Source organism: Pseudomonas sp. SIMBA_068, assembly GCF_046534705.1.
Lineage (GTDB): Bacteria > Pseudomonadota > Gammaproteobacteria > Pseudomonadales > Pseudomonadaceae > Aquipseudomonas > Aquipseudomonas putida.
In genome coordinates, this window is sequence record NZ_JAWRYI010000854.1 from 1 (window position 1) to 260 (window position 260).

Genomic DNA, 260 nt, shown 5'->3' on the forward strand with positions numbered 1-260 from the left:
CCTGACCGTTCGCCACTTCACTGCTCAGCGTCAGCGTCAGTTCGCCGATATTGGCGGGCAGACTGTAGGCCGCGACCGGACCGGCAATGTGTGGCGCATTCAGCGTCTGTCCGCTGTTAGCAAGTTTTGTGGTCTGTGTCTGAGAAGCAGACAGCGGTTGCCAGCTCAGGCGTTGCAGTGTCTCGGGTGCCACGACCGGTGCGGACGAGAGATCCTGCGGCACCAGATTGACATCCGCCAGGGCGGGAAGCGCGTGTCCT

1 protein-coding gene is annotated in these 260 nt (G+C 62.3%); it reads right to left on the minus strand.

Annotated elements, in window-relative coordinates:
* Positions 1-260 (minus strand): hypothetical protein (locus SB756_RS31760; protein WP_410913460.1); only part of this gene is annotated, 260 nt, incomplete at both ends.